The following is a 22,859-nucleotide window of genomic DNA, read 5'->3' on the forward strand; positions in this document are numbered from 1 at the left end:
GCGGCGACTAGATTCAACGTCGCCAGGGCGGCACTCTGCACCGCCCGTTTCCCCTCAAGAGGAGCACCATGAGCATCCGGCTGGGCGACGACGCCCCCAACTTCACCGCCGACACCACAGAGGGCGAGATCGACTTCTACCAGTGGAAGGGCGACTCGTGGGCGGTGCTGTTCAGCCACCCCGCTGACTTCACGCCCGTCTGCACGACCGAACTCGGTCGCACCGCGGCGTTGAAGAGCGAGTTCGACAAGCGGAACACGAAGGCGATCGCCGTGTCGGTGGACTCCGTCGACAACCACAACGGCTGGGCGCCCGACATCGCCGCGGCCACGGGCAGCGAGGTGAACTTCCCGATCATTGCCGACGAGTCGCACAAGGTGTCTGAGCTCTACGACATGCTCCACCCGGGTGAGGGCGACTCGAGCACCGTACGGTCGGTGTTCATCATCGCGCCGAACAACAAGGTGCGGCTGACCCTGACCTACCCGAAGTCCGTCGGCCGCAACTTCGACGAGATCGTGCGCGTCATCGACGCGCTACAGGCCACGGACCGGGACCCGATCTCGACCCCGGTCGACTGGAAGCCGGGTGACCGCGTCATCGTGTCGCCGACGATCTCGACCGAGGACGCGCGGGCGAAGTTCGCGAACGTCGAGGAGAAGAACTCCTACCTCAGGTACGCCGACCAGCCCTGATCGTCGCGTCGGATGCCCGGCGGAGGAGTAACGATCATGACCGCCGGGCATCAATGACGTGTGAGTACCACTTCCCACCTATCGACAGACCTCTGCGACGGCAGGCAGCGCTACGCGACGTACGCCGACGCGGATCGACAGGCGTGGTACGCCATGGCGCGCCGGCGTAACGCCGACGAGGACTTCATGCTTGCGGCGCACTATTGCCCTCGATGCAAGGGCTGGCACATAGGCAATCCGCGCAAGCAGTCTGCGGAACGGTGGAGCGCCTCGCTGTCCTAGTCGGCAGCGAGGCGCTTCGGCGTCCGAGGGGGCGAAAGCTCAGGGCTTCGGCAGCGGCGGCGTGTACATGCTCGCCGACGGCTCAGAAGCTCGGCGGCGGCGGGTGATGCCGAACACCGCGGCGGCCGCGGCCACTCCACCCAGCACGACGCCCAACATCGCCCATCGGCTGCGTCCCTTGGGCAGCCGATCGGTGACCGCGGACGGATCGACGTCCTTGAGTGACGGCAGATGCGAGCGGACCGTCTCGACATCCACCGACGGCAGATGCGACCGAACCGCTTCGGTCGCGTCTTTCGCCGAGGGCATGTTCTTCGGTGCCTTCTCGCGCAGGTTCGACAACACGTCGCTCACAGCTTCACTCATGGCGGCGTTGTGCCCGCTCACCTGACGACTAAGCAGTCCCGGCTCGCCAGGTCCAACGTCGCCGGAGTGGCGGTATGGATCCGGCAGCCGCCTGAGGTCTCGACGGTGACCGCAGACCCCGCGTGGCTGATCGTCAGCCTGCCGTACGCCGCGGTGAAGCGCACGACCGCAGTCGGCGGCCGATCGAATCGATAGCTGATGTTCCACAGGTGTCCGCTGGTCGCGACCGTCTGGTTCGTCCAGGTCCGCGGATGGTCGACGACGGGCTTGAACAATCCCCAGGCGATCGCGGCGGCCAGTTCTTTGGAGAAGTCCGGCCCGTCGTGTCCGCCAGGGTGAGGCACGTACGTGACTGCGACACCGGCACGCTGCGCGGCCTGCCTGAACAGCACGTTCATCGGGTAGATGATCGGGCCCTCGAGCCCGCCGCCACCGAGTGCGAGGACCAGGTTCTGGTCGATGCCCGCCTTGCTCGGTACGCCGGTGCCTGTCGTCAGGAAGACGTGCGTGTGTTGCAGGTTCTGCACCAGGCGGGTGGGGTTGTGGCCGGTCGCGTAGAAGCCGTCGGGCGGGCCGAGCACCGGGTAGGACGCGTGGTCGTCACGCAGCGGGGCCGCCGAGACGATCCCCATGCCCTCCTGGGTGATCGCACCGAAGTACTGCGGGTCGAGGAAGCCGGACAGGCTCGCGACGGTGCCGAAGAAGCCCGGCAACCGGCCGCCGAGGTAGGTCGCGCCGAGCCCGCCCATCGAGATCCCGATCACGGCGTGCCAGCGTCGCTGCGGGCGGATCCGGTAGTGGTGGAGGATCCACGGGACCACGTCGTCGAGGAAGTAGCTCTCCCACGCGGGGTCACGGCGCTTGCCGTTGTTCCACCAGTCGTCGTACCAGCCGTTGTACGGCTCCGGGGTGACCACGATCGCGTTGATGTGGACGCTCGTCCCGAGCGCCGCCTTGGCGTAGTCGCCGCCGAGCCCGCCCAGGTTGAGCACCAGCGGGTAGCGCTCGGCGGGGTCGTAGCCGGCCGGCAGCAGCACGTCCGCACGAGGCTGACCGGGGTAGGGCAGCCACTTCGCCGGAACGTAGTCCTGCGGGTCCGGGATCGTCGTGGTGACCAGCCGCGGCCCGACGCTCGCCACGGCGCTGTGCGCTGCGGGCGCGCTTCCCGCTGCGCCTACCGCCGCGCCTCCCGCCGCGCCGAGCGTCAGCGCCGCGCTGAGCGCTGCTGCTACCGGCCAACGGACGCGGATCACGTCCGGGACACTAATCGGCAACCCTGCAGATATCTGCCGACCTCCGCCCGGCAGGATGGTCCGGTGACCGACCGCCGTACCTTCCTGACCCGTTCCGACGAGCACACGTTCGTCCCGACGCGCGCCGCCGTGGGCCCGTGGGGTCCCGACACGGTCAGCGGGCTCGTCATCACCGGCCTGGTCGGGTACGCCGCGGAGCGGGCGGCTGGCAATGCGGATTTCGTCGGCACCCGGCTGACCGTCGACATGGTGCGCATGGCGATGCAAGGCGAGCTCCGCACCGAGGCGACCGTGTTGCGGGAGGGCCGCCGGCTGCGGATGGTCGACGTGACCATCAGCCAAGGTGAGCGCAACGTCGCGCACGGGCGAGGCATCTTCGTCCGCCGCTGCGAGCCGCCGCCCGGAGCCGTCTGGTCCGCGCCGGTGGCGATGGCGAAGCCGCCCGAGCCCGCCGACACCCCGCAGTACGGGCCGAAGCCGTACGTCGGTCCCGACGCGACGGCGGCGGCCGACTTCGAGCCGTGGCGGGACGCCACCCAGCCGAAGTACGTCTGGTACGACTTCGAGGCCGCGCTGGTCGAGGGCGAGCCCACCTCGCCCTTTGTCCGCGCCGCCGCAGTCGCCGACGTGTCGAACCCGCTCATGAACTGGGGCAGCCACGGCCTGCAGTTCGTGAACTCCGACATCACGATGCTGCTGGCCCGCGAGCCGGAGGGGACGATGCTCGGCCTGGCCGCTCGCGACCGTCAGGAAGCCGGGGGAGTGTCCGTCGGGTCGGCCGTCATGTTCGACCCGGCCGGACCGATCGGGCTCACCACGGTCACCTCCCTGGCCTCCGAGGTCCGGATGTCGATCCCGGACCACCGCGCCGCCAGCAGCTGAGACCGCCGCTGTCCACGTGCGTGTGGGGTGCGAGCGGAGCTGCTCATGTCTGTCATTGGCGATCCCGGCGCCAATCGTTACATCTCCGCGGTCATCTCACCTGTGTCAGGGCGACTCGGAGTCGTCCTCACCAAGCCCTTCCATCACCTCGACCACCCGCTCGAGGACGGTGATCGCGGCGGCGATGCTGCGGCCCGGTACGTCGGCGAAGATCTCCGACATCCGCCGCCGCCAGTACGCCTGCTTCTCCTCGACCACTCGCTGCCCGGTCGGGGTGAGGGTGATGAAGCACTGCCGGCGGTCGTGTACATCGCGCTGACGGGTCAGCAGCCCGCGGGCTTCGAGCTGGTCGATCGCCACGGTCATCGATGCAGGCGTCAGATCGGCTGCTCTCGCCAGTGCGCCGACCGTCGCGTAGGGCTGTTCCAGGAGCAGATGGAGAGCGCGCAGGTGGGTGCTGCTCAACCCGGACTCGGCGTTGTGGTGCTCACGGTGCCGCAGCCGACGGTCCGCAGACAGCAGTCGGCTCACCGAGCTGCGCAGCGCGTCCAGCTGCTCGTCGGTAGGCGTGGTCACGCCGCTCCCACCAGGGCGTCGGAGGTGACCTCGCCCGCCAGCGGCGGCGCGCCGTCGAGCCTGGCCCGCCGTTCGATCCACCAGAGCAGAACGGTGGGCAGCGAGGCGACGGCGGTGATCGCGAGCACCCAGCCGAAGCTCACCCCGAAGGCGTGCGCTTGTCCCGCGGCGGTGCCGGCGTGGTCGAGATGGTTCTGCAGGATCACGGTGAGGATGGCCGTGCCGATCGAGGAGCCGACTCGCTGAACGACGTTGATCTGCGGGGTCGCGTCGTTGACCTGATCCGGGGTCAGCCCGCGCAGCGCCGCGGTCATCGCGGGCATCGAGGACAGGCCCACGCCAAGGCCGCGCGCGAGCATGGCGAACTCGACCGGCAAGTACGCCGTGTGCGCGCCGAGGAAGAGGAACGGCACGGTCGTCGCGATGCTGACGAGCGCTCCGCAGATCGAGACCAGGCCCGCGCCGTACCGATCGACCAGACCGCCGGCCCACCACACGGCAAGCGCGGAGCCGATCCCTTGGGGCCCCAGCAGCAGTCCGGTACGAAGGGCGTCCTCGCCGCGCACGGTCTGGAAGTACAACGGCATCAGGATGAGCCCGCCGAACATCGCGGCACCGAGGCAGAACGTCGTCAGCGAGGCGGCGCTGAAGGACTTGTCCTTGTAGAGCCGCATGTCCAACAACGGCCGGTCGACGCGCAGAGCCCGGATCACGAACACCGTGACGAGCGCCGCGCCTGCCAGCAGGGGAGCGAGGACGGTGGCGGACAGGAACGGATCGACGCCGATCTTGGCGAGGCCGTAGGTGATGCCCACGAGTCCGGGTGCGACGATCGCGAGCCCGCTGATGTCGAGCGGGCCGGCGTCTTCCGGTTGGTCGGCCGGGAGCAGTCGTAGCGCCGCGACGAAGGCCGCGACGCCGACCGGCAGGTTGACGTAGAAGATCCAGCGCCATCCGGCGTGGTCGAGCAGGAGTCCGCCGATGGTGGGCCCGACGACCGGGCCGAGGATCACCGGCACGGAGATCGCACTCATCACCCGCGCCAGGCGCTGCGGGCCCGCCTTCTTGACCACCAGCATCATGCCGAGCGGGACGATCATGCCGCCGCCGACGCCTTGCAGCACCCGAAACGCGATCAGCCATGCGATCGACGGGGACAGCCCGCACAGCGCCGACCCGAAGGTGAACACGACGATCGAGATCAGGAACAAGCGCTTGGTGCCGTAGCGCTTGGCCGCCCACCCGGTGGTGGGGATCACGGCCGCCAGCGCCAGCAGATAGCCGGTGACGACCCACTGCACCGTGTCCAGCGAGGTCTTCAGGTCGCGGGAGAGCGAGATCAGCGCGACGTTGACGATGGTCGTGTCGAGGGTCGACATGACCATGCCGAGGATGACGACGACGCAGACCCGCCAGACGTCTGCGCCGAGCGGGGGACGTGCCGCCGATCGTTTCATGACGTAAAGATTAGGTGGCTAACTTTCTGGTGTCTAACTTTCCCGGATGCTGTCGAGGATCCGCTGCAGGTCTTTCAGGTCGGCGGCCGGCAGCCTGCTGAGCGCCGCCGGGGGGCAGCTGAGGATCTCGTCGGCGGTGCGAGCGAGGGCGAGCCCGCGCTTGGTGGTCTCGACGACCTTCGCGCGCCGGTCGGTGGGGTGGGGCCGGCGCTGCACCAGGCCGAGCTTTTCCAGGTCGTCGACGAGCGTGGTGGCGTTGGGCGGATCGATGCCGAGGGCCGCGGCGAGCTCACCCATGGACATCGGTTGGCGGGCAAGCCGGCGCAGCGCGCGCGTCTTGCCGAAGCTGAGCCCGACGGCCTCCGACACCTCGCGGCGACGCTGGTTGCTCAGAACGAGGTCGGCCATCATCGCCCAGACCTCTCGCGCGTCCGTCGTCATGAGCCGAGAAACTCCGGGTTCAGCTCGGCCGCCGCGCGGCGGGCAGATTCGGTGGCGACGGGCGTGGTGGCGAACCAGCCGAGCAGGGCGACAGCGGCGCCGCAGCTGAACATCACCCACCAGCCCGGGTGGCTCGCCGCGGCGAGGCCGTCGTACGAGCGCTCGCCGATCCGCGAGGTGACCAGCGCTCCGATGACGGCGACGCCCAGGGTCGATCCGACCTGACGTGAGGTGGAGGCGACCGCCGACGCGACACCGGCCTGCGCGCGTGGCATGCCGGAAACGGCGGCGTTGGTGATCGGCGCGTTGACCAGTCCGAACCCGAGGCCGAAGACGAGGTAGGCGGCGAACAGCCAAGCGAAGGAGGTCGTCGCGGTCAGCTGCGTCAGCATCGCGCTGGCGGCCATGAAGCAACCGCCGGAGGCCAGCAGCGGCAGCCGCGGACCGCGTCCGCCCACGAGGCGGCCGGAGATCGGTGAGGCAATCATCGTCATCGCTGCCATCGGCAGGGTGTCGAGCCCCGCGTGCAGCGGGGAGAGGCCGCGGACGTTCTGCAGGTACAGCGTGTTGACCAGCAGGAAACCGCCGAGGGAGGCGAACGCCGCGACCGCGGTCAGTGTCGCGGCGGAGAACGGGATCGAGCGGAAGAAGCGCAGATCGATCAGGGGCTCTTCGCGGCGCGACGCGTGGCCCACGAAGCAGGCGAGCGACACGGCGGCGACCGCCAGCGCCGCGACGATCGTCGCGGAGGTCCACCCGCGCCGCGGCGCCTCGATGATGCCGAAGGTCAGCGAGGCCAGCAGGACGACCATCAGCGCCTGCCCGATCGGGTCGAACCGCCGCGGTCGCGGGGCGCGCGACTCCGGCACGAACCGCACGGCAAGCAGGATCGCGAGGACGCCCACCGGGATGTTGATCCAGAACACCGAGCGCCAGCCGGCGGAGGAGACGAGCAGGCCGCCGACCACCGGCCCGAGCGCCATCGAGACACCCACCACCGCACCCCACACGCCGACTGCCTGGGCACGCTCGCGCGGCACGGTGAACGTGTTGGTGATGATCGACATGGCGACCGGGTTGAGCATCGAGCCGCCCACGGCCTGCACCATCCGGAACGCGACCAGCCACCCGAGGCCCGGGGCGAGGCTGCACAGCAGTGACCCGACGGAGAACAGCGTCAGCCCGACGACGAAGGTGCGCTTGCGGCCGAGCCGGTCCGCGGTGGACCCCGACAGCATCAACAGGCTGGCGAGGACCAGGGTGTACGCGTCGAGCGCCCACTGCAGCCCGGAGAGGCTGCCGTGAAGGTCGTGCCCGATCGAGGGAAGCGCGACGTTCACGATGGTCACGTCGAGGCCGACGATCAGCAGGCTCATGCAGCAGATGAGCAGAATGCCGACGCGACGCCGGCGGCTGAGCTCGTGGATCTCGGTCGCCGGCTGGTGTGGCGAAAGTAGTTGTGATCGCATAACTATTATGAAGTTATCACGATCCCGGCGCGACGCCGGCGGCGGCTACTTCCAGGTGAGCATCAGGTCGCGCACGTGGCGCAGCCCTGGCGGGTAGGAGAGGCTCTCGTGCCCCGGGGTCAGCCAGTAGTCCGGGATCCGGCGATGCCACTCCTGGAGGACCACCTTCAGCTCGCGGCGGGCCAGGTGAGAACCGAGGCAGCGGTGCGGGCCCATCCCGAACGTGATGTGGCGGTTGCGGCCGCGGTCGAAACGCACCTCGTGTCCATCCGGGAACTCGATCGGGCAGACGTTCGCCGATCCGTACGCCGCCAGCACCATCGAACCTGCGGTGACCGGGCAGCCGTTGGGGAGCGTGACGTCCTCGGTCGCCGAGCGCGGTGAGGAGAACGGGACCGGCGCCTCCCAGCGGAGCATCTCCTCGACGGCGTTGTCGATGCAGCCGGGGTCGTCGACGAGCTGCTGACGGTGTGCGGGATTTTGCGCAAGGAAGGCGTAGAAGCAGGTCAGGGTGTCGCTGACCGTGTCGAGCCCGGCGATCAGGAACAGGAACAGCACATCGAGGATGTCTTCGTCGGTGAGCCGCACGCCGTCGATCTCCGCATCGATGAACTGCGAGATCACATCGTCGCTGCGGTGCTTCTTGCGCTCCTCGATCAGGCCGGTGAACAGCTCGTAGATCTTCTCGCCGGTCCCGAACAGCACCTTGGTGCGTACTTCGGGGTCGAAGGCCGCCATCTCGTCGATCTTCTCGGGGTGCAGGATGCCGTCCCGCAGGTGCAGGAACTCCTCGAGTCGCTCGATCGGCAACCCGGTGAGGTCGAGGAAGATCGTGCTGGGCAGCAGGTCGGCGAAGTCGTCGGTGAAGTTGCACGAGCCGTTGTCGATGAACGTGTCGATGAGCGCGTTCGCGCGCATGGCGATGTCGGGCTCGTACGCCGCCATCTTCTTGGGGGAGAACAGCGGGTCGAGCAGCCGGCGGTAGTTCGAGTGCTTCGGCGGGTCGACGTTGAGCGGGATGAGCGGGCGGACGTTGCCGAGCCCGAGGTCGACCTTGGAGGAGAACAGCTGCGGGTTGTGCAGGATGTACTCGATCGTCTCGCGATCGAAGTGCATCGACATCCCCTCGATCGGCACCAGGAAGCGGCTGCCTTCGATCAGCGAGCGGAACCGGCTGTGCGGCGCCGAGAAGTCGAGCAGCGCGGTCATGTCGTCCATGACCTGGACCTCGCCGAGGTTGGCTTCCGGGTTCGCGTCGGGGCTCATCACTACTTCAGTCACGGACTAACTGTTGCACGTTCTCTGACGTCTGCGTCAGCAAAGTGTGGGCCAGTTTCCGGCGCAGGGCTTGTATGCATAAAATCAGCCGGTGGTGACGATGCTGCCGGCCCCGACGCTCGACGACGTCGCGGTCCGTGCCGGGGTGTCGCGGATGACCGTGTCCAACGTCTACAACCGTCCCGAAGTGGTCGCCGAACCGACCACGGCGAAGGTCCGGCGCGCAGCCGCGGAGCTGGGGTACGCCGGGCCGAGCCCTGCGGGTCGAGCCCTTCGCCGGGGCCGCACCGGCGTACTCGGGTTGGTGACCGCGGACCCGTTGTCCTACCTGTTCACCGACCCGGGCGCCGCCAGCTGGATGCACGGGTTGACCGAGCAGGCGGCCGAACGAGATCTGGCCCTTCAGGTCATCCACGCCTCGGGCGCCGCGGTACGCCGCAAGATCGCCGACAGCCTGGTCGACGGCTGGATCGTCTTCGGGGTCGCCGCTGACGACCCCGCGATGGCGGCCGTGATCGATCGGCGCCAGCCGTTGGTCACCTGGCCCGGGCCCCACGTGCCCGGGGCGCACTGCATCCGCGCGGACGTCGCAGGCGGCGCCCGGGCCGCAACGGGTCACCTCGTCCGGCTCGGTCATGAGCGGATCGCGATCGTCACGCCGCCGCCGGTCGGGCCGACCTGGCGTACCCGGCTCGCGGCGTACCGGGACGCGTTGGCGGCCCACGACAGGGACTGGTCGTCGGTCGTCGTGGCCGAGACCGTCGCGAACTCTCGTCCGGCGGGCGCTGCGGCCGCGGCCGGCCTGCTGGCGGCGGGTCGACCGACCGCCGTGCTCGCCGCGACCGACGCGCTCGCGCTCGGGGTGTTGGACGCGGCGCACGCGCTTGGGCTGCACGTCCCGCGCGACCTCAGCGTCATCGGCTTCGACGACATCGACGACGCGGCGTCCGCGTCGCCGCCACTGACCACCGTTCGCCAGGACCTGCCATCTCAAGGCCGGCTGGCGGCCCAGCTGGTGTCCGACGCCGCAGCCGGCGACGGCGTGCTTCACGTCCAGCCGACCGACCTGATCGTCCGGTCGACCACGGCGCCGCCTGGCGGCCGGAGGTGAGCCCTGATGTGGTCGGGCTGATCGCCGGTGCGCTCACGACAGGCGCGTGGTTGCCGCAGCTGCACCGGAGCTGGCGCAGCCGGTCCACCCGCGACCTGTCGTGGGCCTATCTGCTCGTCATGACGACCGGGATCGCGCTGTGGCTCGCATACGGCGTCGCCACGCGCGACGTCGCGGTGATCGCGGCGAACTCGGTCACCCTGCTGCTGCTGGCGGCGCAGCTGGTGCTGAAGACCGTCGACCACGCTCGGTCAGGCAGCGATTCGGTCCAGCTCGGCGAGGTCGACCTCGGACAAATGCAGCGAGGCCGCGGCGACGTTCTCTCGCAGATGGACGCGCGATGAGGTGCCGGGAATCAGCAAGACGTTCGGAGACCGGTGCAGCAGCCATGCCAGTGCCACGGCCATCGGCGTAGCGCCGACGCGTTCGGCGACTGCGTCGAGCTTCCCGGACTGCAGCGGCGAGAACCCCCCAAGCGGGAAGTACGGCACGTACCCGATGCCTTGCGCCGCCAGTGCGTCGATCAGCTCGTCGTCGTTGCGGTGCGCGACGTTGTAGTAGTTCTGCACGCACACGACCGGGGCGATGGACTGCGCCTCGGCGATCTGCTCGGCGTTGACCGTGCTGACGCCGAGATGCTTGATCAGCCCGTCGCGCTGCAGCTCGGCGAGCGCCTCGAACTGCGGGGCGATCGATCCGGGCTCGGGCGCGCCCAGGCCACCCATCCGGAGGTTGACGACGTCGAGCGCGTCCAGGCCGAGCCGGTCGAGGTTGTCGTGGACGGCGGCTGTCAGCTCGCGTGGCTCGCGGGCGTTGACCCAGCCGCCGGCGGCGTCGCGCCGGGCGCCGACCTTCGTCACGATCCGCAGGTCGGCGGGGTAGGGATGCAGCGCCTGCCTGATGATCTCGTTCGTGACGTGCGGTCCGTAGTAGTCGCTGGTGTCGATGTGGGTGATGCCGAGCTCGACTGCCTCGCGCAGCACCGCGATCGCCTCGTCGCGGTCAGCCGGCGGTCCGAACACACCCGGGCCGGCGAGCTGCATCGCGCCGTAGCCCATCCGCGTCACGGTGAGGTCGGGTGCCAGCGTGAAAGTTCCGCCGGGCGCGGTTGCGGTCATGGGTCGAAACCTAGGACGTGCTGTCCAGCCCGATGTCGAGGCTCGGGGCAGCGTGGGTGAGCGCGCCGACGGCAAGGTAGTCGACGCCGGTGGCGGCGACGGCGCGGGCGTTGTCGAGCCGCAGCCCGCCGCTGGCCTCCAGGCGTACGTGCGGCGCACGGCTGCGGACCAGCGCGACTGCCTCCGTCAGCTGCGCCGCGGAGAAGTTGTCCAGCAGGATCTCCGTGGCGCCATGGTCGAGTGCCTCCCCGAGCTGCGCCAGCGTGTCGACCTCCACCTGCACCACGTACTCGGCTGCGGGGTAGGCCTCGGCGACCCGCTCGAGAGCGGCACCGACCCCACCCGCCGCGACGACGTGGTTGTCCTTGATCAGTACGGCGTCGTCGAGGCCGCGCCGGTGGTTGACGCCGCCGCCGCAGCGCACGGCGTACTTCTCGAGGTTGCGAAGTCCCGGCGTGGTCTTGCGGGTGTCGCGAATCCGGGCGCCGGTACCAGCGACGGCGTCAACCCATGTCCCCGTGACGGTCGCGATGCCGGACAGGTGACCGAGCAGGTTCAGCGAGAGCCGCTCGATGCCGAGGATGCCGCGCGCGTCGCCGACCACCGTCGCGATCACCTCGCCCGCCGCGATCGGCGCGCCGTCGTCGGCTCGCCACTCGACGCGGGCCCGGTCGCCGAGGACCAGCTCGTAGGCGGCGAGCAGAACCGGCCCGCCCGCGAGGACCCCGGGCTGGCGGGGGACGTAGCTCACCGCGATCTCGGTGTGCGGACTCACCGTCGCCAACGACGTGAGGTCACCCCGAACGCCGAGGTCTTCCTCGACGGCGGCCCGGATCACTCGCGCCACGTCGCCGGGGTCCAGCCCCGCGCGTTCGAGCAGTGTCGCGGTGCCCGTCCGAAGCTCGTTCATGCCGTCCGCTCCAGCGCCGGCCGAGAGCGAGCGATCGGTTCGACCGTCGTGACAGGCAGGCCGTCGGCACCGAGCGAGGTGAGCACCCGGTGGCGGTGCCACCATTCGCTGGCGGCGGGATGGTCGTCGCGCCAGTGGCAACCGCGGCTTTCCCGACGGGTCGACGCGGCGGCGACGACGGCGCTCGCCGCCAGCCACTGGTCTCCGACCGAGTCCGCGTCGTCGACGCCTTGTGCGGAGGGCATCGAGGCGAGCCGGTCGGCGGCGTCAGCGAGCGCAGCGCCGTCACGCCGGATGCCGGCGTCGTCACTGAGCAGCAGCCGGATGCCGTCGAGCCGAGCCCGGTTGACCGCGGGCCGCGGTGTGAGGGTGTCGGGCTGCGACGTCGTAAGGGGCAGGCTCAGACACAGCCGCGCGGCGAGCCGGGCACCGAAGACGAGTCCTTCGACGAGGCTGTTGGAGGCGAGCCGGTTCGCGCCGTGGACGCCGGTCGCTGCCGCTTCCCCGACGGCGAACAGGCCGCGGACGTCGGTGGCGCCCCACTCGTCTGTGCGGATGCCGCCGCAGCTGAAGTGCTGTGCCGGTGCGACCGGAATCGGTACGGCGGACGGGTCGATCCCGTGCGCGGCGCATGCGGCGACGACCGTGGGAAACCGGCTTGTGAGATCGTCGACCGAGGTCGCGTCCAGATAGACCCGGCCGGCCGCGGCGCGTACCTCGGCGACCCGCCTGGCCACCACATCGCGCGGCGCCAGGTCGCCGAGCGGGTGGCGGCCGGCCATCACCGGCCGCCCTCGTCCGTCTCGTAGGACCGCGCCTTCACCACGCAGGGCTTCCGTGATGAGTGGGACCTGGCCCGCGCCGCCACCGGTGTCGAGGGCGGTGGGGTGGAACTGGACGAACTCCAGGTCGGTCAGGGTTGCGCCGGCTCGAAGTGCCAGCCCGAGCCCGGCGCCCGTGACCTCCGCCGGGTTCGTCGACGTGGTGAACAGGCCGCCGATTCCCCCGGTGGCGATGACGACCGCTGCGGCCGACAAGACCTGCTCACTGCCGTCAGGGCCGACGGCGACGACCCCTCGCACCGCCCGGTCCAGCCCGCGCCCGACGGTGAGCAGGTCGCGCGCCTCGGTGTGCTCGAGGATGTCCACGTCGTGCTGTCGAACCGCCGTGGCAAGACTGCGACTGACCTCGGCGCCGCTGGCGTCGCCGCCGGCGTGCGCGACCCGCCGCTGACTGTGGCCGCCTTCTCTGGTCAGCGCGATCCGGCCGAACCCGTCGCGGTCGAGCCGGGCGCCGCGTCGTAGCAGATCACAGACCGCTTCGACCGCCGAGCCGGTGAGGATCTGGATCGTGGCCGGATCGCCGAAGTCACTGCCCGCCGTGACGGTGTCGACGGCGTGGAGCGACGCCGAGTCATCCTCGCCCAACGCCGCGGCAAGCCCACCTTGCGCCCACGTGGTGCTGCCGCCGCGCAGCTCGCCGCTCGTGACGAGTGCGACCCGGCGTACGCCGGCCAGGCCGAGTGCGGTGGCGAGCCCCGCGACGCCCGACCCGATCACGACGACGTCGTAGAGTCCGTCGGCGCGCGCGCCCGTCATTCCCCGCCGCCTGGGGTGCCGATCGCGATCATCCGTTCGACGGCGCGGCGCGCGCGGGCCGCGATGGGCTGCGGGACGTCCACCTCGTCACGCTCTTCGCGCAAGCTGGCCAGCAGCAGCTCCGGGGTCGTCATCTTCATGTAGCGGCAGGACGCCTTCGGGTTCATCGGAAGGAACGTCACTCGTTCGTTGGCGAGCCGCAGCTGGTGGAGCATCCCGATCTCGGTCGCGACCAGCACCGTCGGGGTGGACAGCTGCGGCGCAAGCTCAGCCATGCCGCCCGTCGACAGGACGTGGGTGCGATCGGCCGGCAGGTCCCCGGTGTCGGCGAGATAGAGGGCGGAGGTGGCGCACCCGCACTCGGGGTGGATCAACAACGAGGCGTCGGGGTGCGCTGCAACCTGCGCGCGGACGTCGGTGGGGGAGATCCCGGCGTGGACATGGCACTCGCCGAGCCACACGTGCAGGTTCTCGCGACCGGTGACGCGCCGGACGTGCGCGCCGAGGAACTGGTCGGGAAGGAAGAGCACGGGCTGGTCGGCGGGGATCGACGCGACGACGTCGACGGCGTTGGAGGAGGTGCAGCAGACGTCGGCTTCGGCTTTGACCGCAGCGCTGGTGTTGACGTAGGCGACGACTGCCGCATCCGGGTGCTCCGCCTTCCACGCCTTGAGCTGGTCGGCGTCGATGGTGTCGGCGAGCGAACACCCGGCCTCGGCGGTCGGGATCAAGACCTTCTTGTCAGGGGCGAGCAGCTTCGCCGTCTCGGCCATGAAGTGGACGCCGCAGAACACGATGATCGCGGCGTCGGTGCGCGCCGCCAGGCGCGACAGTGCCAAGGAGTCACCGACGTGATCGGCGACGTCCTGGATCTCCGGCCGCTGGTAGTTGTGGGCCAGCACCACCGCCTGTTTGCTTCGGGCGAGCGCGCGTATCTCTTCGCGCCAGTCGGCGGACGTCGCACAAGGCGCATCGGCCAGATCGCTCGCAGTCATGGTTGCCTCCAGCGGCGTCGCCAAACCGGTTTTCGCCTCAAAGGCGAATACCTGTACCCGAACCGTAGCATTGCCGGGTGCCCGCTTCCGCCGCCGGACCCCCTGCCGCGTCCGCAACGCGGCCGGTCCCCAACCGGCCGGCGTACCCGCACGAGGTGGTGGCGGTCGTGCTGTCGGTGCGCGAGGGCGTGTTGTCGGTGCTGATGTGGCGGCGCGCGCAGGCGCCGTTCGTCCGGCGGTGGGCGCTGCCCGGAGGAGGGGTCGGGGAGGACGAGCGGCTGCGCGCCGCGATCCTGCGTCATCTCGCCGAGAAGGTGGACGTCACCGAGGTCGCCTATCTCGAGCAGCTTGCGACCCACAGCAACATCAAGCGCGACCCCCGAGGGCGCGTCCTCGCGACCGCCTATCTCGGGCTGGTGCCGTCTTCCGTCGTACCTGACCTGCCGCCGGACACCGGCTGGCACCCGGTGTGCGACCTGCCGCCGACGGCGTTCGACCACGCCGACTTCATCAGCGCCGGAGTGGAACGGCTGCGGGCGAAGCTGACGTACACCAACATCGGGTTCGCGCTCGCACCCGAGGAGTTCACGATGTCCCAGCTGCGCGACGTGGTCAGCGGCGCCCTCGGCTACTCGGTCACCCAGACGAACCTCGCCCGGGTCATGACCCGTCGGCAGCTGATCGAGCCGACCCGGGCGCGCAGCCAGCCGGGGCCGGCCGGCGGGCGGCCCGCCATGCGCTACCGGTTCAGGTCGCGAGAGCTGGCGGTGACCGATCCGTTCGCTGTGCTCAAGCCCAGTCGTCGAAGGTGAAGCTCGGCGTCCCCGAACAGCGCATCGTTGGCGAGCAGCCGCTTGAGCAGGTGGCCGACCGCGAGCTCGTCGGTCATGCCGACGCCGCCATGGGTCTGCACTGCGGCTTCGGCGAGGGCCCGGCCGAGCCGGCCGGTCTGCGCCTTGAGGACAGAGATGTCAGAGGCAGACGCCAGGCCGGCCTCGCAGAGGGCGGTGACGTAGAGCAGCGACGCGTGTGCCTTGGTGAGGGCGATCTTCATGTCGGCCAGCCGGTGCGCGACGGTCTGGAAGCTCGCGATGGGTTTGCCGAACTGGGTACGCGTGGTGGCGTACGACGCCGTCATCCGGAACAGCGCTTCCATCGCGCCGACGGACTCGGCCGCAAGATAGACCGTCGCGTCGGCGACGACCTGATCGATGCGCGTCGCCGCGTCACGGAGTAGTAGCGACTCGGCCGGCAGGACGACGTCTCGCAAGCGGACCCGACCCGCACCGCGCCCGTCGATCGTGATGTACGGCTCGATCGTCACGCCGGCCGCGTGCGGATCGACCAGAAAGACCGCGAGGCCGTCGTGAGCTTGTGCAGTCACGACGAGATGGGAGGCATCGCCGGCCGCCAGGACCAGCGGCTTGCAGCCGGTCACGACGAAGGTGTCGCCTGCGGCGCGCGCCGAGGTCTCGATCAGCTCGGCCGGTCCGCCGCTCACGGTCTCGTCGTGGGCGAAGCCGACGATCGCCGCGCCGGATGAGATCTCGGCGAGCACCTCGCGCGCCCGCTCGGTGACGGCGAGCTCGAGGGTGGCGCCGGCGAGGATGACGGTGGCCAGATAGGGCTCGGTGAGCAGCGCCGCTCCGAACCGCATCGCGATCGCCACGACGTCGACGATGGTGCCGCCGCCGTCGGCCCTGGGCAGGGAGAGCAGACCCTGCTCGGCGAAGTGCCGCCACACCGCGGGGGCAACGGTGACGCCGTCGGCGAGCTGGGCGCGGCGCGCCGGGAAGTCGCGCTCCTGGTCGAGGAGCCGGCCGACCGTGTCGGCCAGGGCGCGCTGCTCGTCGGAGAAGGCGAGGTCCATCTGGCTCACAGTCCGATCGTGCGCGCGATGAGGTCGCGCTGGATCTCGTTGGTCCCGGCGTAGATCGTGGTCGCCCGGCTGTTGAGGTAGTAAGGCATCGCCACGAGGGAGAAGTCGTCGTCGAGTGGTGGGGTCGGTGATCCCACTTCGAGGGCAGCGGTCTGCACAGCGAGGCCGCGCAGTCCTGCGACGCGGGTCATGAGGACCGACAGCGCCTGGGTCACTTCGGTGTTCATCACCTTCGCGATGGACGGGAAGGCGATGTCCTGAGCGATCGGGTGGCCGCTGGTCGCCAGCTTCTCGAAGTGTTCGATCGACCCGATGTCGGCTTCCAGCACACCGAGGTCACGCTGGAACGCGGGGTCGTCGGCGATGACACCGCCGAACGCGGTCGGCTGGCGCGCGGCCATCTCCCGAAGCGCTTCGACCCGACGCCGAAGCGCTGGGCTGGCGACGGCGCCACCGCGCTCGTGGACGAGCAGCTGCTTCGCGACCGACCAGCCGTCGTTCTCGGCACCCACGCGGCCCGACTGCGGCACCCGTACGTCGCGAAAGAAGACCTCGCACTGCTCGGGCACCCCGTCCAGTCCGATGATCGGGCGAATCTCGATGCCCGGCAGGTCGACGCGGTCGAGCAGCAGGAACGTGATGCCGGCTTGCTTCTTGCCCTCCGTGCTGGTGCGCACCAGCATGAACATTCGGTTGGCGTGGTGGGCGTAGGTGGTCCAGATCTTGCTGCCGTTGATGATGTAGTCCTCGCCGTCGGCGACTGCCGAGCAGCTCAGCGCCGCGAGGTCTGAGCCGGCGTTGGGCTCGGAGTAGCCCTGTGTCCAGTAGTCCTCACCGGCCAGGATGCCGGGCAGGTAGCGGGCCTTCTGCTCCTCGGTGCCGAGGTGCATCAGGAGCGGGCCGACCATCTGCAGCCCGTTCGGCAGCAGGGGCGGCAGGTCGCGCTTCCAGTACTCCTCGGCGTAGACGTAGCGCTGCTCGACCGACCAACCTGTCCCGCCGTACTCGACCGGCCAGGCCGGGGCGGCCCAGCCCTTCTTGGCGAGGATGCGGTGCCACTCCATCACCTGCTCGAAGGGCGCGAACACGCTCGTGGTCTTCCGGCCGGCTTCGCGGATCGCCTCGGTGGGCGCGGTGTCGAGGAACTCGGCCACCTCCTGGCGGAACGCATCGAGCGCCGGATCCTGGTCGAGATTCATCGCATGCCCTCCGGCAATCGGCGGTCGCGCCGAGGCGTGCTTCGTCGCCCCGGCATTCGCGCCCAGTCTCACAGTTGTGCCGCTCGCGCCCGTGCCCGCTGCGCACAGCTCACCACCAGGGTGACGGGACTCGGCGATGTACGGGAAAAATTTTGTGCCCCCGGTGGGACCCGGACCAGTCCTCCGCAGATTGCTCCGGCTGAACAGGCGGGTCTGCCTTGGTGAATGAGCGTCGCGGCCCGTCGGCGCTCGCCGCGTCGAATTGCGTCGGCGATGAGGCGGTCATCACCGCAAATCACTACCCCGCTGCTTGATCAACAGCAGCCGCGGCGCCGTCACTCGGATCGGCGAGGTCGGGGTGGCTTACGACACTGATTTCGGCCGGGCCTATGTGCCGGTCCTCCGCGCCGGCGGCACGGCCAGCCCATGATGCTCGCGGTCGGTGAGCCAGCGGTATCCGGTGATCGACGGAAGGCGCTCTTCTCGGACTGACTCGTCATCCGGCGACGCAGGCAAGCTGCTCGTGCTTGGCTTGCTCACCCGGCTGGTCGGTCGCGGTGTGTCCGCGCAGCAGGACGAGGACGCTGAGCGCGCCAACGGCCGCGGCTGCGGCTGCGTAGAGCAGTCCGCTGTGGATCCCGTCGACGAACGCGCTTTGCGCGTGGGCGCCGGTGGTTCCGCCGGCGTGGATGGCGACGCCGAAGGAAGCTCGTGCGCTTGAGACGACCCGGGCCGGGGCGCTGGGCAGGGACAGGTGGGAGCGGTAGACGGCGGTGACGATGCTGCCGAGGACGGCCGTGCCGAGGGCGCCGCCCACTTCGCGGGACAGGTCGTTGAGCGCGGAGCCGACTCCTTGTTGCACCAGCGGGAGCGCTTCGGTGATGGCGGCGGTGGCGGGGGTCATCGCGGCTCCCATCCCGATACCGAGGGGGATCAGGCCGGCGAGCAGCAACAGGTAGGGGGTGTCGATCCCGATCCGGGACAGTGTCGCTAGCCCGGCGGCGACGAGCAGCAGGCCGGTGACGCACACTGTGCGGGCGCCGTGCCGGGCGACCAGCCGTGGGGTGAGCCTGGCGGTGGGCATCATCGCTGCCGAGACCGGGAGGATCGAGCAGGCGGCGACGAGCGGGCTGTCGCCTCGGACGCCTTCGAGGTACTGCATGGAGACGAAGGTGAAGCCGAAGAAGGCGAAGAACTGGATGCAGATCGACAGGGCACCCGCCGACAGTGACCGGTTGAGGAACAGCCGCGGATCCAACAGTGGATTGGGCTGACGGAGTTCGTAGAACACGAACCCGGTGAGCGCCGCGAGACCGGCGGCGAAGCCGCCGAGTGTCCGGACTGTGGTCCAGCCGGCGTCGGGAGCCTCGATGATGCTGAAGACCAGGGCAACCAGCCCGATCGTGGCGAGCGCCGCGCCGCCCTTGTCGATGGCAGGGGCCTCGGGGTCGGAAGACTCCGGGACGAACCGAAGGGTCCCCACCAGCGCCATCGCCGCGAGGACGACGTTGACCGCGAAGGCGGAGCGCCAGGAGAACCAGTGCAGCAAGACTCCGCAGCACAACAGTCCCAGGATTGCGCTGCCGCCCGCTACCGCGGCCCACACGCCGACGGCTCGGGTTCGCTCCGCTGGTGAGAATGTGCTGGTGATCGTTGACAGGGTCGCCGGCATCACGAACGCTGCGCCGAGACCGATCAGCCCTCGAAGCACGACGAGCTCGTTCGCCGACGACACTGCCATCGCTGCCGCCGACGCACCCCCGAAGACCAGCAGGCCGATGACCAACGCCCGGCGGCGCCCGTAGCGGTCGCCGAGCGCGCCTGAGGGAAGCAGCATCACCGAGAAGACCAGCAGGTAGGCGTCGATGATCCACTCCAGCTGCGTCTGCGTGGCGTGGGTGCTGCGCACCAGGTCAGGAATGGCCACGTTCAGCGACGCCATCGCCGCGGTGACGCCACCGAGCGCGAGACACACGACCGCAGTCACGACCGAGGGATTGACGGGCTTGGACTTGGTGAAATCAGACACGATCCGACTCCTATAGCGAGGGAACGTTCGCTTTATATGACGAAGCGCCTTTTCTGTCAAGACGAAGATTCGTTCTGTTTGTGTTAGCGTCGTGACATGCCGCGGATCACCGACGAGCGCCGCGAGGCCCGTCGCGAGCAGATTCTCGAAGCCGCACGCGCGTGCCTTCAGGAGCACGGTCTGGAAGCCGTTTCGATGGAGATGATCATCGCCCGCTCCGGCCTGTCCACAGGTGCGGTGTATGGCTACTTCATCGGCAAGGATCAGATCATCAACGCCGTCATCACCGAGGGCACCGCGGCGATGGCCGAGCACCTCGCGCCCGTCCTCACCAACCCCGAGCCACCACCCCCCGCCGAGTTCGTCGAGCAGCTGCTGCGCGCCATCGCCCGCTTCGGCCGCCACAAGAAAGGCGACATCGACCGACTGCTCGTCTCCCTCCACGGCTGGAGTCACTCTCAAAGCAATCCCGACCTGAGAAAGGCGACAAACGCCGCCTACGCCGGCCTGCGCAAGAGATTCCGCGACGTGGCACAGCGATGGCAGGCAACCGGCACGCTCGCGGCCGACACGAACCCGGACGCCATGGCCCAACTACTCACGACCATCACCCTCGGCTTCGTCGCCCAGCGAGCCCTCGCCGGTTCAGCCGACCTAGCAGCCCATGTCGCCGCCCTGAAGTCGCTCGCCGGCCGCGTCCCCATCAGCGGTGCACGGTGAGCCCGCTCGGCACATCACCAGCCGTCACGCGCGCCGGCCACTCCTCGGCTGACTATGCCCTGCACGGAGTCAAAGTCTGCAAGGCCGTCGCCGCCGAGCCGCCACGCGCAGGTTGCCTCCGGGTGCTTGGCTGTCCAGGATTTCTCTGGGGTGCATTCGGTTGCCCGCGCAGGTACGAATCACCCCTGCTCTCGCCAGACCCAGTCACGACGGGTTCCTACCTTGGTCCAACAAGGCTCTGACCAGCGCAAACGCACGCACAGTATCGATCTCCGACAACGGCGCAGCTGGCCCATAGTCGGGCGTCCGTCTAGCCGGTGCATGCCGAGGTTGTGGCCACCAGTCGTGGCAGCAGGATCGCGACAGATCCGGCGGAGGTAGACGAGGCCAGTTGTACGCCGGCCCCTTGTGGCAGGGCTGACGGGTTGATCACGACAACCGTGCTGCCCTCGGTCGGCATCGTCACCGTCGGGCTCGGTGGTGGCGCGTCGGGGGTGGCGCGGGTCATTCGGGGGGTTCCGGCCGGCGGCGTGGGCAGTTGGTGATCGGACGGGAAGACCTCGTCCAGCACCTCCGAGCTTGCCGGGTAGGTCCGGCATGACGAGTTGAGCTGATCGAAGGTGACGCTGGCGGGCACCCCGTCAGCACGCAGCGTGGCCTGCAGGCCGCCCGGGTCTCGCAGTTGACGGAGAGTGATGGAGATGTCGCCGTCGGCTTGCTTAGCGACGGTCCAGGCGGCGAGCCGCACGTGGGTGGCCGGCGTACGGGGCGAGCGGTTTGCGCCGCTGCGGCTGTCGGTCGCCTGCTGCGTCGGGTGCCCCGATGCGGTCAGTGTGCTCGCGGCCAGGGCACCCGCTCCGGCGACAGCGACCGTGGCCGCTGCCGCGACTGGCGCGCGCCGGCGAGCTCGGATGGTGTGGCCGCGACGGATGATCTGCGTGAGGGGGGTGTCCGCGTGCACGTCGGCGACCGAGTCGCGCACCATGGTGGCCAGCTGACTGTCGTTCATGATCGCTGCTCCTGTCGTAGGTCGGGTTCGAGTTGGCTGCGAAGCGTGGTCATGGCGCGGGCGAGGTGGGCCATCACGGTGCCGGGAGCGATCCCGAGGGTGGCTGCCGTCGTGTTGGTATCGAGGTCGAGGATCAGCCGCAGCGCGACCACCTGCCGCTGCCGCTCGGGGAGTCGACGCAGCGCCGTCATGATCTGCGGGTCAACCCAGCCCGCCGACGTGGCGCCAGCTTGGGAGGGCTCGGCGCCCGCGACCGGTGCGGGCACAGGTATCTCGCGGCGACGCCGCCGCCAACGGGACACGCCGGCATTCAGCGCGGTCCGCACGATCCAGGCCTTGGGCGCCGGGTGGTGGCCCACGGTGGACCAGGACGCCCAGGCGCGGGCGAACGCCTCGTCCACCAAGTCTCGTGCGACATCGGCGTCTGCGACGCTGACCACCACCGCGCGTAGGCAGTCGTCGACGGCGTCGCGGTAGAACTCCGCGAAGTCCAGCCGATCGCCCACCACACTCATACAACGCCCGAGATGATTGATCGCATTACACGATGGCCGATCTCGATCCTGGGCCCGCTCAGTCCCGGTTGCCGCGGCAGTGAGGAGTTGACCGCAAACGCAGGGCACTGCAGTCTGCGTCATCCCACGGACCGCGCACGTGCGAATCGCCCCTCTTGTCGGCGGCCGACTGGCTTCCTACGCCATCGGGCCGAGCATGATCGGCATCTGGTGTCCGTCGTGCGAGGAGGAGTCAGGCGACGCGGAGACGCTTGGCGATCACATGCGGGTCGATGTCCAAAGACGCGAACAGTGCCGCTGCGGGATCAGGGCGCTCACGCTCCAGTAGCGCGAGCAGGACATACTTGGGCTGCAGCCGTCGCCGCGAGCCAGCGTGCCTGATCGACTCACCGAGCACCGCCTTGACGGCTGCGGTCACGGGGACCCGACCCCGCTGTGGGTTCGTCACCTCGAACCTCTCGGGTGCCGCGTCGACGCCGACGGCCCTGAGGGCCTCGTGGTCGAGTTCGTCCAACGCGCGGCGCGCGGCCTGCAGGTCGCGGCCGAGAATCTTGGACGCGTTCGAGTCGGGGTCGGCGAGCAGCGCCAGCACGAAATGCTCGGTGCTTATTCTGCGGTCACCCCGACGCTTGGCCTCGTCGCGAGCCGCGGCGTACGTGGAGCCGAGGCTGTAGCGCTTGCCGGCGTTCATCGCGATTCCTTTCCGTACTTGGTGTGGACCGACTGGCGGGTGACGCCGAGGGCGTCACCGATCTGCTGCCAGGACCAACCTTGGCGGCGCGCGGCGGCGACTTGCGTGGCCTCGACCTGCTCGGCCAGACGACGTAGCGCCAGCACCGCGCGGAGCCCGACCGCGGGGTCATCGGAGGCGATGGCAGTAGCGATCCCGGCAGCGTTCATTCTGTCAGTTTGGACTGACAGCCCCGATCTTGTCAACTCAGACTGACACGTGTCGGGGAGCGCTTTCATCGGCCCGTTCCGTCTGGAGCCGAACGCGTAGATTCGTCAACAACTGCGCAAGAAACGTGCCGATCCTAACGAGAACGGGAGGTCGTTCGTTCGGTCGTGTCGGGCTCT

At 69.5% G+C, this 22,859-nt stretch carries 24 protein-coding genes; 6 read left to right on the forward strand and 18 right to left on the reverse strand.

Translation table 11 applies throughout. The features are described from left to right. Positions 1-68 precede the first annotated feature (68 nt). On the forward strand, positions 69-695 hold the full coding sequence (locus VG899_07895) for a peroxiredoxin (protein ID HWA66276.1): 627 nt from the start codon (positions 69-71) through the stop codon (positions 693-695). Between the two features lie 321 nt (positions 696-1,016). Here VG899_07895 and VG899_07900 read toward each other — a convergent pair whose 3' ends face one another. Beyond that, positions 1,017-1,343: a hypothetical protein gene (locus VG899_07900; protein ID HWA66277.1), complete on the reverse strand. Its 327-nt coding sequence runs from the start codon at positions 1,341-1,343 to the stop codon at positions 1,017-1,019. A gap of 17 nt (positions 1,344-1,360) precedes the next feature. Beyond that, positions 1,361-2,596 carry an alpha/beta hydrolase-fold protein gene (locus VG899_07905; protein HWA66278.1) on the reverse strand — a complete coding sequence of 412 codons (1,236 nt, stop codon included), beginning with the start codon at positions 2,594-2,596 and terminating at the stop codon, positions 1,361-1,363. Positions 2,597-2,659: 63 nt separating this feature from the next. Here VG899_07905 and VG899_07910 point away from each other — a divergent pair, with 63 nt between their 5' ends. After that, positions 2,660-3,478: an acyl-CoA thioesterase domain-containing protein gene (locus VG899_07910; protein ID HWA66279.1), complete on the forward strand. Its 819-nt coding sequence runs from the start codon at positions 2,660-2,662 to the stop codon at positions 3,476-3,478. Between the two features lie 105 nt (positions 3,479-3,583). Here VG899_07910 and VG899_07915 read toward each other — a convergent pair whose 3' ends face one another. The 5 genes from VG899_07915 to VG899_07935 form a co-directional block, all read right to left on the reverse strand. Next, positions 3,584-4,054 (reverse strand): MarR family transcriptional regulator, encoded by a 471-nt coding sequence (locus tag VG899_07915; protein ID HWA66280.1) that lies wholly within the window; start codon positions 4,052-4,054, stop codon positions 3,584-3,586. Beyond that, a complete protein-coding gene (locus VG899_07920; protein HWA66281.1) occupies positions 4,051-5,511 on the reverse strand; it encodes a DHA2 family efflux MFS transporter permease subunit in 1,461 nt (486 codons plus the stop codon). Before VG899_07920 ends, VG899_07915 begins: the two co-directional genes overlap by 4 nt. Positions 5,512-5,544: 33 nt before the next feature. Continuing rightward, entirely contained in the window at positions 5,545-5,952 is a 408-nt protein-coding gene (locus tag VG899_07925) for a MarR family transcriptional regulator (GenBank protein ID HWA66282.1), read from the reverse strand. Then, positions 5,949-7,328, reverse strand: a complete 1,380-nt coding sequence (locus VG899_07930) for an MFS transporter (GenBank protein ID HWA66283.1) — start codon at positions 7,326-7,328, stop codon at positions 5,949-5,951. The genes VG899_07925 and VG899_07930 overlap by 4 nt, the downstream gene beginning before the upstream one ends. A 138-nt stretch (positions 7,329-7,466) precedes the next feature. Next, positions 7,467-8,702, reverse strand: a complete 1,236-nt coding sequence (locus VG899_07935; GenBank protein HWA66284.1) for a cytochrome P450 — start codon at positions 8,700-8,702, stop codon at positions 7,467-7,469. Positions 8,703-8,799: 97 nt separating this feature from the next. On the opposite strand from VG899_07935, the gene VG899_07940 reads away from it, so the two are divergent. Continuing rightward, complete coding sequence (locus VG899_07940; GenBank protein HWA66285.1) at positions 8,800-9,810, forward strand: LacI family DNA-binding transcriptional regulator; 1,011 nt, start codon at positions 8,800-8,802, stop codon at positions 9,808-9,810. Beyond that, positions 9,807-10,154, forward strand: coding sequence for a SemiSWEET transporter (locus tag VG899_07945; protein ID HWA66286.1), 348 nt, complete (start codon positions 9,807-9,809; stop codon positions 10,152-10,154). The genes VG899_07940 and VG899_07945 overlap by 4 nt, the downstream gene beginning before the upstream one ends. Here VG899_07945 and VG899_07950 read toward each other — a convergent pair. Genes VG899_07950 through nadA form a run of 4 tightly spaced genes read right to left on the reverse strand, consistent with a single transcriptional unit; the run spans position 10,062 to position 14,431 of the window. Further along, positions 10,062-10,928, reverse strand: a complete 867-nt coding sequence (locus VG899_07950) for an aldo/keto reductase family oxidoreductase (protein HWA66287.1) — start codon at positions 10,926-10,928, stop codon at positions 10,062-10,064. The two genes, VG899_07945 and VG899_07950, sit on opposite strands and share 93 nt — an antisense overlap. A 10-nt stretch (positions 10,929-10,938) precedes the next feature. Next, positions 10,939-11,838 (reverse strand): carboxylating nicotinate-nucleotide diphosphorylase, encoded by a 900-nt coding sequence (nadC, locus tag VG899_07955; protein ID HWA66288.1) that lies wholly within the window; start codon positions 11,836-11,838, stop codon positions 10,939-10,941. Beyond that, positions 11,835-13,436: an L-aspartate oxidase gene (nadB, locus tag VG899_07960; GenBank protein HWA66289.1), complete on the reverse strand. Its 1,602-nt coding sequence runs from the start codon at positions 13,434-13,436 to the stop codon at positions 11,835-11,837. The genes nadC and nadB overlap by 4 nt, the downstream gene beginning before the upstream one ends. Beyond that, positions 13,433-14,431: a quinolinate synthase NadA gene (gene nadA / locus VG899_07965; GenBank protein ID HWA66290.1), complete on the reverse strand. Its 999-nt coding sequence runs from the start codon at positions 14,429-14,431 to the stop codon at positions 13,433-13,435. The genes nadB and nadA overlap by 4 nt, the downstream gene beginning before the upstream one ends. A gap of 155 nt (positions 14,432-14,586) precedes the next feature. Here nadA and VG899_07970 point away from each other — a divergent pair, with 155 nt between their 5' ends. After that, on the forward strand, positions 14,587-15,243 hold the full coding sequence (locus VG899_07970) for an NUDIX domain-containing protein (GenBank protein HWA66291.1): 657 nt from the start codon (positions 14,587-14,589) through the stop codon (positions 15,241-15,243). Here VG899_07970 and VG899_07975 read toward each other — a convergent pair. From VG899_07975 to VG899_07985, 3 genes are all read right to left on the reverse strand, one after another. Beyond that, entirely contained in the window at positions 15,171-16,301 is a 1,131-nt protein-coding gene (locus VG899_07975) for an acyl-CoA dehydrogenase (GenBank protein HWA66292.1), read from the reverse strand. The genes VG899_07970 and VG899_07975 overlap by 73 nt on opposite strands. A 5-nt stretch (positions 16,302-16,306) precedes the next feature. After that, positions 16,307-17,509 carry an acyl-CoA dehydrogenase family protein gene (locus tag VG899_07980; protein ID HWA66293.1) on the reverse strand — a complete coding sequence of 401 codons (1,203 nt, stop codon included), beginning with the start codon at positions 17,507-17,509 and terminating at the stop codon, positions 16,307-16,309. A gap of 496 nt (positions 17,510-18,005) precedes the next feature. Beyond that, entirely contained in the window at positions 18,006-19,538 is a 1,533-nt protein-coding gene (locus tag VG899_07985; protein ID HWA66294.1) for an MFS transporter, read from the reverse strand. 96 nt (positions 19,539-19,634) lie between these two features. Between VG899_07985 and VG899_07990 the strand changes: the two genes are divergently transcribed. Further along, positions 19,635-20,258 (forward strand): TetR/AcrR family transcriptional regulator, encoded by a 624-nt coding sequence (locus VG899_07990; GenBank protein ID HWA66295.1) that lies wholly within the window; start codon positions 19,635-19,637, stop codon positions 20,256-20,258. A gap of 310 nt (positions 20,259-20,568) precedes the next feature. Here VG899_07990 and VG899_07995 read toward each other — a convergent pair whose 3' ends face one another. From VG899_07995 to VG899_08010, 4 genes are all read right to left on the reverse strand, one after another. After that, entirely contained in the window at positions 20,569-21,267 is a 699-nt protein-coding gene (locus VG899_07995; protein HWA66296.1) for a hypothetical protein, read from the reverse strand. Beyond that, positions 21,264-21,773 (reverse strand): sigma-70 family RNA polymerase sigma factor, encoded by a 510-nt coding sequence (locus tag VG899_08000; GenBank protein HWA66297.1) that lies wholly within the window; start codon positions 21,771-21,773, stop codon positions 21,264-21,266. Before VG899_08000 ends, VG899_07995 begins: the two co-directional genes overlap by 4 nt. Positions 21,774-22,014: 241 nt before the next feature. Next, positions 22,015-22,473: a Clp protease N-terminal domain-containing protein gene (locus tag VG899_08005; protein HWA66298.1), complete on the reverse strand. Its 459-nt coding sequence runs from the start codon at positions 22,471-22,473 to the stop codon at positions 22,015-22,017. Then, positions 22,470-22,682 (reverse strand): helix-turn-helix domain-containing protein, encoded by a 213-nt coding sequence (locus VG899_08010; GenBank protein HWA66299.1) that lies wholly within the window; start codon positions 22,680-22,682, stop codon positions 22,470-22,472. The genes VG899_08005 and VG899_08010 overlap by 4 nt, the downstream gene beginning before the upstream one ends. Positions 22,683-22,859: the final 177 nt, after the last annotated feature.

The organism is Mycobacteriales bacterium (assembly GCA_035550055.1).
Lineage (GTDB): Bacteria > Actinomycetota > Actinomycetes > JAFAQI01 > JAFAQI01 > DASZTV01.

What these genes read in the sequence shown, in the direction of transcription:
- VG899_07895 (HWA66276.1), top strand. Translation starts at nt 69, where the DNA reads ATGAGCATCCGGCTGGGCGACGACGCCCCCAACTTCACCGCCGACACC.
- VG899_07900 (HWA66277.1), bottom strand. Translation starts at nt 1,343, where the DNA reads ATGAGTGAAGCTGTGAGCGACGTGTTGTCGAACCTGCGCGAGAAGGCA.
- VG899_07920 (HWA66281.1), bottom strand. Translation starts at nt 5,511, where the DNA reads ATGAAACGATCGGCGGCACGTCCCCCGCTCGGCGCAGACGTCTGGCGG.
- VG899_07925 (HWA66282.1), bottom strand. Translation starts at nt 5,952, where the DNA reads ATGACGACGGACGCGCGAGAGGTCTGGGCGATGATGGCCGACCTCGTT.
- VG899_07930 (HWA66283.1), bottom strand. Translation starts at nt 7,328, where the DNA reads ATGAGCCTGCTGATCGTCGGCCTCGACGTGACCATCGTGAACGTCGCG.
- VG899_07940 (HWA66285.1), top strand. Translation starts at nt 8,800, where the DNA reads ATGCTGCCGGCCCCGACGCTCGACGACGTCGCGGTCCGTGCCGGGGTG.
- VG899_07950 (HWA66287.1), bottom strand. Translation starts at nt 10,928, where the DNA reads ATGACCGCAACCGCGCCCGGCGGAACTTTCACGCTGGCACCCGACCTC.
- nadC (HWA66288.1), bottom strand. Translation starts at nt 11,838, where the DNA reads ATGAACGAGCTTCGGACGGGCACCGCGACACTGCTCGAACGCGCGGGG.
- nadB (HWA66289.1), bottom strand. Translation starts at nt 13,436, where the DNA reads ATGACGGGCGCGCGCGCCGACGGACTCTACGACGTCGTCGTGATCGGG.
- nadA (HWA66290.1), bottom strand. Translation starts at nt 14,431, where the DNA reads ATGACTGCGAGCGATCTGGCCGATGCGCCTTGTGCGACGTCCGCCGAC.
- VG899_07975 (HWA66292.1), bottom strand. Translation starts at nt 16,301, where the DNA reads ATGGACCTCGCCTTCTCCGACGAGCAGCGCGCCCTGGCCGACACGGTC.
- VG899_07980 (HWA66293.1), bottom strand. Translation starts at nt 17,509, where the DNA reads ATGAATCTCGACCAGGATCCGGCGCTCGATGCGTTCCGCCAGGAGGTG.
- VG899_07990 (HWA66295.1), top strand. Translation starts at nt 19,635, where the DNA reads ATGCCGCGGATCACCGACGAGCGCCGCGAGGCCCGTCGCGAGCAGATT.
- VG899_07995 (HWA66296.1), bottom strand. Translation starts at nt 21,267, where the DNA reads ATGAACGACAGTCAGCTGGCCACCATGGTGCGCGACTCGGTCGCCGAC.
- VG899_08005 (HWA66298.1), bottom strand. Translation starts at nt 22,473, where the DNA reads ATGAACGCCGGCAAGCGCTACAGCCTCGGCTCCACGTACGCCGCGGCT.
- VG899_08010 (HWA66299.1), bottom strand. Translation starts at nt 22,682, where the DNA reads ATGAACGCTGCCGGGATCGCTACTGCCATCGCCTCCGATGACCCCGCG.